Source organism: Gemmatimonadota bacterium (assembly GCA_009838845.1).
In the GTDB taxonomy this organism is placed as follows: Bacteria; Latescibacterota; UBA2968; order UBA2968; family UBA2968; genus VXRD01.
Genome location: VXRD01000085.1, coordinates 1 through 7,361 on the forward strand (window position 1 = coordinate 1; position 7,361 = coordinate 7,361).

At 50.8% G+C, this 7,361-nt stretch carries 7 protein-coding genes; 3 read left to right on the forward strand and 4 right to left on the reverse strand.

All coding sequences use genetic code 11. The features are described 5' to 3' along the window. Window positions 1-74 precede the first annotated feature (74 nt). A complete protein-coding gene (locus F4Y39_10860) occupies window positions 75-806 on the forward strand; it encodes a TIM barrel protein (GenBank protein ID MYC14214.1) in 732 nt (243 codons plus the stop codon). Between the two features lie 17 nt (window positions 807-823). Here F4Y39_10860 and F4Y39_10865 read toward each other — a convergent pair whose 3' ends face one another. Then, window positions 824-2,293, reverse strand: a complete 1,470-nt coding sequence (locus tag F4Y39_10865; protein ID MYC14215.1) for a sulfatase — start codon at window positions 2,291-2,293, stop codon at window positions 824-826. Between the two features lie 45 nt (window positions 2,294-2,338). Then, entirely contained in the window at window positions 2,339-3,121 is a 783-nt protein-coding gene (locus F4Y39_10870) for an SDR family oxidoreductase (protein MYC14216.1), read from the reverse strand. A gap of 139 nt (window positions 3,122-3,260) precedes the next feature. Between F4Y39_10870 and F4Y39_10875 the strand changes: the two genes are divergently transcribed. Together F4Y39_10875 and F4Y39_10880 are read left to right on the forward strand one after the other, a co-directional pair. Beyond that, complete coding sequence (locus F4Y39_10875) at window positions 3,261-4,151, forward strand: aldo/keto reductase (protein ID MYC14217.1); 891 nt, start codon at window positions 3,261-3,263, stop codon at window positions 4,149-4,151. A 50-nt stretch (window positions 4,152-4,201) separates the two neighbouring features. Continuing rightward, window positions 4,202-4,990, forward strand: a complete 789-nt coding sequence (locus tag F4Y39_10880) for a 2,4-dihydroxyhept-2-ene-1,7-dioic acid aldolase (GenBank protein ID MYC14218.1) — start codon at window positions 4,202-4,204, stop codon at window positions 4,988-4,990. 57 nt (window positions 4,991-5,047) lie between these two features. On the opposite strand, the gene F4Y39_10885 is transcribed toward F4Y39_10880, so the two are convergent. After that, window positions 5,048-5,344: an arsenate reductase gene (locus F4Y39_10885; GenBank protein MYC14219.1), complete on the reverse strand. Its 297-nt coding sequence runs from the start codon at window positions 5,342-5,344 to the stop codon at window positions 5,048-5,050. Between the two features lie 136 nt (window positions 5,345-5,480). Further along, complete coding sequence (locus F4Y39_10890; protein ID MYC14220.1) at window positions 5,481-6,605, reverse strand: IS200/IS605 family element transposase accessory protein TnpB; 1,125 nt, start codon at window positions 6,603-6,605, stop codon at window positions 5,481-5,483. Between the last annotated feature and the right edge of the window lie 756 nt (window positions 6,606-7,361).

The window sequence follows — 7,361 nt, forward strand, 5'->3', positions numbered from 1 at the left end:
AAAATTTGCCCAATTTTACACTGGGTTGTATTTTCTTTCTTTTTCGGCCCCCCACGCACTAAAATCCCCACCAGGTGGTGGCTGACGGGGCGGCGGCGGGGTGGGATGGGGTTGAGGGGTTGAAGATCGACAGTGGCGATGATCTGGTTGCTAAAGCCAATTTGGCGAGGAAGAATGGTTTGCATCTGGTCAATGTGGGAGGACCGAGTCCGCTTGATCGGGTTCGGTACAATATCGCGTTGGGTAATGATGCGGCAGAGGTGCCGTCGTGTCGTCGCGCGATGTGGGGGGGCGATGATCCGAGCGATGAAGATGTTGAAAATGCGGCTCGTTCGCTCGATGATGTGCTGGCATATTGCACGGCGCACAATGTGAAGGGTTTTCACCACGCGCATATGCGGACGTTGATCGAGACGGTTGAGGATGCCGAGAGATTGATGACGGCAGCGCCCGATTTGTGGTTGCTCTACGATACGGGACACATGCTGGCGGCGGGTAGCGATCCGATGCAGGTTTTTGAACGCGATGTGTTGCGGAATCGGATCGGGCATGTGCATTTGAAGGATGTGCACGCCAATGATCCCGCGTCATGGAATCACCGCACAGGGCAGTTTAATGAGGAAGCGCGATTTGCAGAACTCGGCGCAGGGAATATGGGATTTGACGCACGGGCAGCGCTGGAGAAGTTAGAAGAAGTGGGCTATGATGGGTGGGTGTCCGTAGAGCTTGACCGCCCGTATCCGCCCAAACCCCCGGCAGAAGCGGCAAAGTCTAACCGCGAGTATCTGCGGGGGATTGGGTATTGATGGGCTGAGTGTGGGAACTAATTGCTTTTAAAGAAAGTACCCGTTTCGTTGGCGATGCGGAACCGTTCTTTGACTCTCTGTTCTTGTTCTGGGTTGGTGACGGGGTATTCGTCAAAGATGTGGCCGCGGCCTTCCATGCGGGGATCGCCGTGTTGTTTGAGGGTTTTGCGAAGTTTTTGCCAGAGCGTGTTTTTGATGGTCTGGTGGTCGGCGCTTTCGACGAGGTTGGTGATGCAGTGGGGATCGGCCTGGATATCGTAGAGTTCTTCTTTGGGGCGTTTGCCCATGCAGAGTTGCCAGTAGGTCTCATTACCCTGTTCTTTTTCTTCGACGACGCGCGTTTTGGTGGGTGAGTCGTCTATGTTGCGGTAATAGACTTCGGGATTGCCGGCTGGCCAGCGGTCGGGTTCAAAGTTTCGCAGGTAGAGGTGATGGTGGTCGCGGATGCCGCGGATGGGATAGCCCACGGTGCCGGGACGACAGATGTCGTGGCGTTCTTTGCCCGAGATGAGAGCGGTGCGATGCGGGTCGATGATGCCCGATTTGCTGGATTTGAAGATGGACATGAGGCTTTTGCCAGTGATTTGGGGATGGATGTCGATGCCCGCAGCTTCGAGGAAGGTGGGAGCAAAGTCAACGAAATTGACGAGATCGTCAACTATTCGGCCCGGTTCGATCGCGTCTTTCCACATGGCGGCCAGTGGCATGTGGTAGGCTATTTCGTAGAGTTGACCTTTCATGCGCGGAAAGGGCATGCCATTGTCCGAGGTGACCATGATGAGGGTGTTGTCGAGTTCGCCGCGTTCTTCGAGGATGTCGAGGATTTGGCCAAGGTGTTTGTCGAACCATTCGATTTCAAAGGCGTAGTCGAGTATGTCGTTTTTGACGTCTTCGGTTGCCGGCCAGCAGGGGGGTACTTCGTCGATGTCAGAGAGGGATTTTTCCCCGAGGCGTACGCCAGAGCCGTATTCGTAGCCGCGGTGGGGTTCTCTGCCGCCATACCAGAAGCAGAAGGGCTGGTCGTCGGGTTTGGCATTGAGAAAAGTTGCGAAATTGGCGGCGTAGTCTATATTGGCGATGCTTTTTGTGGGGGGATTGAGTTTGAGGTCGCTGTGTTCGGGGCCAACGAGTTTGCGCGGTGAGCCATCTGGATAAGTTCCCGGTTCGCCCGGTGCCCAGCCTTTGCCGGTGAATCCCGTGGCGTATCCGGCGTCTTTGAAAAGTTCGGGATAGGTGGCGTAGTCCGATGGGAAAAAGCAGAGGTGATTGCAGGCTTCTTGAAGTTGCCAGGAATAGCGACCGGTGAGGATGGCGGCTCTGGATGGGGCGCATTTGGCATTGGGCGTGAAGGCGTTGTTGAAGAGGATGCCTTCGCGTGCAACGCGGTCAAATGCCGGGGTGTTGACCCAGGGACAGCCATAAGCACTGGCGTGGGGCCAGGATTGGTCGTCGGCAATGCAGAAGAGGATGTTTGGGCTTTGTGTCATGTAGATTTGCTCCGTGAGATTTCTTGGTGATTTTGAACGCGATTGCTATACGACGTTGGACAATCCGCCATCGAGGTTAATCGCCGTGCCTGTGATGAAAGAAGCGCATTCCGAAGCGAGAAAGGCGACAAGAGCGCCAGCATCAGAGGGTTCACCTAAACGTCCCAGCGGATGCTCTTCAGCCTGTTCATTCCAATACGCCTCTAAAGTGCCGGGGGAACCTTCCGCTTTCCAGGCGCGTTCTCCCTGTGCGCTCTTGATAGAGGTCAAGCACACGGTGTTTACGAGGATATTATAAGGCAATAGTTCCTTGGATAACGCTTTGGTCATCGCTATTCCCGCTGCGCGGCTCACAGAGGTTGGATAAGAAGCTGCGCCAGGCTGTTTGCCCCCCGGATGCGTGACGTTGATAATCCGTCCTCCGCCGACGAGTTTCATCTGAGGGATGACCAGACGCACGCAACGCACAGCTCCCATCAGTTTCAGATCTAAATCGGCATGCCAATCATCGTCGTCCAGATCATCGAAGGCGCTCGCTGCAGACCGGCCAGCGTTGTTGACCAGGATGTCAATCCGTCCGAAATGCTGGACCGCTCTGTCGATGAAGCTCGTTAGTGTTTCCGGTTTGGTCACGTCAGCAGGGACAGCGAGGACATCACCATCGGTCAACGCCCGAAGTTCCTCTGCTGCCTGCTGCAAGATATCATCGCGTCGTGCACAAATCGCGACCTTCGCTCCCTCTTCGAGGAACCGCAATGCGATTCCCTTGCCGATTCCTTCGCTGCCGCCCGTGATAATCGCAACTTTTCCTTCCAATCCAAGGTCCATATCAATTCTCCTCAAGCGAGTTTGTGTTTGTTCCGTGAGATTTTTTGGTGGATTTGGTGGATTTTGGTTGTATTATATACGACATTTGGGTGACTTGTGCAAATATGGGAATGCGTTAAGGCAGAGTGAGAGTATTGTAATGAAATTTCGGATGCTGGGAAAGACGGGTTTGCAAGTTTCGGAGATCGGTTTTGGCGCGGCGCAGATTGGAAATCCATCGTTGCCAGAATCTCAGGTCGAGGCGGTGCTGAACACGGTGCTCGATTTGGGTATCGCGTTTATCGATACGGCTGCGATGTATGGCGATAGCGAAGAGCGGATCGGGAAGTTTATCGCCCATCGGCAGGATGATTTTGTTCTGGCGACGAAGTGCGGCGATTATCAGGTGATCAATGGCGGCAAGCGCGAGATTGTAAAGGATTATTCGCCCGAGGGTATTTTGAGGACGATTGATACGAGTCGATCAAAGCTGAAGATGGATGTGATCGATATTGTACAATTTCACGGGTTGCCGGGAGAAGCGGACGATTGGGAAGCGGCGTTTGATGCGCTGTTGGAAGCTAAGGATAGGGGATGGACGAAGTTTGTGGGTGTATCGGCTGATGGATCGGCAGCGGCTGAGGCGGCGCAGAAGTGGGATTTAGATACGCAGGAGTTTACGTACAATGTGTTGTTCCAGGAGTCTGCCGAAAATTTGATGCCGACTTTGCGCGACCGGGATATGGGGACAATTATCAAGCGTCCGATTGCCAATGGGGTGTATCTCAGATCCGAACGGCCAGATGGTTCGTATATGGGCGATCCGTGGGATCGGGCACAGCAGATGCCGTTGCGGGAATTGGCGGGCGATATGCCGCTGATTGAATTTGCATTGCGTTTTACGCTTTCTCACGAAGATGTGTGTACTGCTATTGTGGGATCGACCAATGTGGATCATCTCGCAGATAATGTGAAAATTTCAGATGGAGAAGTGTTATCTGAAGATGTGCTGGACAGGACGAAGCGAGTTTTTCAGTCGTTGTTTGGGTGATAACCGAAGGGGTAAACCCCTACCACCTACCACTAACAAAGGAGTTTATTTTGAAACCCAATAGAATTAGAGAAAAATTGGATGCGGGCGAACCCACCATTGGCACGCGTATTCATTCGAGTTGGCCGGCGATTGTTGAGGCGATTGGACATACGGGGCTTTACGACTATGTCGAATATGTTGGCGAGTACGGTACGTTTGATCTCTACGATCTCGACAATTTGTGTCGGGCCGCCGAGTTGTACAATATGGGCATGATGTTCAAAATTGATCGCAGCCATCAGTACTATTTGTCGCAGCGGGCGATCGGGTCTGGTTTTGGGAGTATTTTGTTTACGGATTGTCGCACGGAAGAAGATGCGAAGGAATGTGTGCGCGTTACGCTTCCAGATACGCCGGAAGATGGTGGTTTGTACAGTGTGTACACGCGGCGCAATACGTATATGGGATATGGCGGGGGACCGGAGTATGTGAAGGCGATGCGGGAGACGGTTGTGGTTTTGATGATCGAAAAGAAGGAGGCGGTGGAGAATCTGGAGGCGATTCTTTCGGTTCCAGGCGTGGATATGGTGCAATGGGGACCTTCGGATTATTCGATGAGTGTCGGCAAGGCGGGGCAGCGCGGTGATCCCGCAGTGGCAGATGCGAGGAATGAGGTGTTTAAGACTGCGCTGAGTATGGGCGTGCATCCCCGCGCAGAGATTATGTCAACCGATGAGGCAAAGGAATATCTCGATATGGGTGTGCGGCATTTTAATATTGGGGTGGATATCTCAGTTTTGCATTCGTGGTGGCGAAGCAATGGCGATGAGTTGAGAAAAGCGGTGGAGGGTGCGTGAGTTAATTAAATCGAAAAAGAAATAGCCGCCGAGGTTCAGGTCTCGGCGGCTGTTTTTTTATGTGAGGAGTTCATGTACGGCTTCTGAGGGACGGGCAATGACTGCGCGATCTCCGCGAATGCACACAGGGCGATTCATGACTTCGGGGTGTTCCAAAAGTAAGCCGACGAGTGCATCGGGGGTATTGTAGTCATCTATGTCGCGTCCCAGTTTTTCAAAGGAACTGGGGTGAATCATGTCTTTGGGTTCACCGGGCAGGAGTGCGAGAAATTTTCTCAGGTCCTGTTCGCTCAGCGGTGTTTTCAGGTATTCAATGACGTCGAACTCGACGTTGCCAGCGCGCAATATGTCCATTGCGCCATTGGATTTGCTTCAGTTGGGGTTGTGGTAGATGGTGATTTTTGACATGTTAAATCTCCTTTTGTGGTAAAGAGTGTCTCAAAGGGAGTGTGACTACTCCCAACGGTAGAGCCGTTGGGCTTCTTGGCGGTTAAGCCACCTGACGTTGTAGCTCCAACGTCAATATGTTTATCGCAGCATTGAGGTCTCTGTCCGTTGTATAGCCACACACCTTGCAATGATGCACACGATCTGAGAGTGTCTTTTTCTCTCTATGTCCACATGCCGAGCAATCTTGTGACGTATAGTCAGGCTTGACGGCTTTGAATCCAATACCAGCTTCTTCCGCTTTGTATTCGAGACAGTGCCGAAACAGGGACCAGGCTACGTCTGCTATTGATTTAGCCAATCGTCTGTTCTTTTGCATCTCTTGAACGTCCAATTTCTCGACGGCTATGAATCCGTGACGATTGACCATTTTTCTTGATTCTTGGTGGGCAAAGTTATGTCGTTTATTACGGATACGCTCATGCACTCTACCAATGACTTTACGACGCTTTTCTCTTGTGGGGTCAGTCTTGGGTCTTTGTTTCACTGCGTCCCATTTGCGCTGTGCTTTGGCAAGAGACTTTTCCTCTTTGCGAAAGAATCTCTGATTCTCTATTTTCTGTCCGTCACTGGTCACAGCAAAGGAATTGAGACCCACGTCAATGCCAACAGCAGAGTTAGTGTTTAGTTTCTTATCTTTTTCGCCAATATCGCAAGAGATAGATACAAACCATTTGCCTGTTGCTGTGCGTGTGATTGTGCAAGACTTAGGGATACCTAAGAGTGACCTGTGCTGAACAATGCGAATGCAACCAATACTGCCCAATCGCAAGCCCTTGTTGTCCAATCGACATCCATTGGCAAACTGAGGATAGGTGATAGAATCATAGCGATTCTCATTCTTGTATCTGGGAAATCCAGCTTTCTCGCCTGTCTTTGACTTATCTTTGAGACGCCGAAAGAATCCTTTGAATGCCAAATCTACTCTCTGTGATACTTGTTGCAACACTTGACTATGTACTTGCTTGAAAGCGGCGTGTTGTTGTTTTAACAATGGTATTGTTTTGGTCTGGTCATATTGAGACAGAGACTTATTCTCATTTTTCCATGCTTGTATTCTGGCACAGAGTAATTGATTATAGAGAATACGACATTCGTCAATATGCGCCAGCAAGATTTGTTCTTGCTTTTTGGTCGGACGCAATCTGTATTTGAACGACTTAACCATAATAAAAATATATACTTATGTATTGTTTTTGTCAAATGTAATATGGAATAAGTTTTGTTGATGAAGTGCTGGCGCACTTGTACACCGCTCCACAGCCGCCGATAGTCCCTTGAGGACTATCCCATAGGCTAAAGCCACCCCATAAATTCTATGCGCTTCGCCATGCGACCCAACGCTAAAGCTCTCTGCGAGTGGGTGTTACGCGCATTTCTGATAAAGATATCCTTATCAAGATGCACACCAATCCCGATTGTGCAGTTGAGGATATAGGCAAACGCCTCCTTGAGATCATCGAAGTGGCGAAACCTGAGATTGAGAAATGGGTCCGACAAAACTCGCCCTCTCAATGAGATTATCAGAAAAAAAATGCTCTGCGTCAATGGACGCAAGGCACTTTTTTTTAGCCCCAGTTTCCAGTTCCCGTGAGGTGATACGGAATATCACACAATTTTTATGCCTTCTTCTGCTACCTAAACAAATTGGTCACCAGACCAACCACAGCACACGACGCTATGATCACAGCGACAAAGAACGACCACATCCATTTATGAACGGTGCCAAACTCCTGGCGCATTGTTAAAAACCCCGCCTCCATACGGTCAGACAGCCCCTTGTTGTCTTGCCGCAACCCGTTGATTGCATCCAGCAATTCCCGCCGGGTATTGTCAGATTCTACTTGTGACCGCTCGAATCGCTTACCAAATTGATTGAATTCCCCTCGTAAATTAGCTTGTTCTTTGTCCAGGTCTTCTATAC

Excerpts from the sequence above, each read along its gene's own strand:
- F4Y39_10865 (MYC14215.1), bottom strand. The coding sequence starts at position 2,293 with ATGACACAAAGCCCAAACATCCTCTTCTGCATTGCCGACGACCAATCC.
- F4Y39_10870 (MYC14216.1), bottom strand. The coding sequence starts at position 3,121 with ATGGACCTTGGATTGGAAGGAAAAGTTGCGATTATCACGGGCGGCAGC.
- F4Y39_10875 (MYC14217.1), top strand. The coding sequence starts at position 3,261 with ATGAAATTTCGGATGCTGGGAAAGACGGGTTTGCAAGTTTCGGAGATC.
- F4Y39_10885 (MYC14219.1), bottom strand. The coding sequence starts at position 5,344 with ATGGACATATTGCGCGCTGGCAACGTCGAGTTCGACGTCATTGAATAC.
- F4Y39_10890 (MYC14220.1), bottom strand. The coding sequence starts at position 6,605 with ATGGTTAAGTCGTTCAAATACAGATTGCGTCCGACCAAAAAGCAAGAA.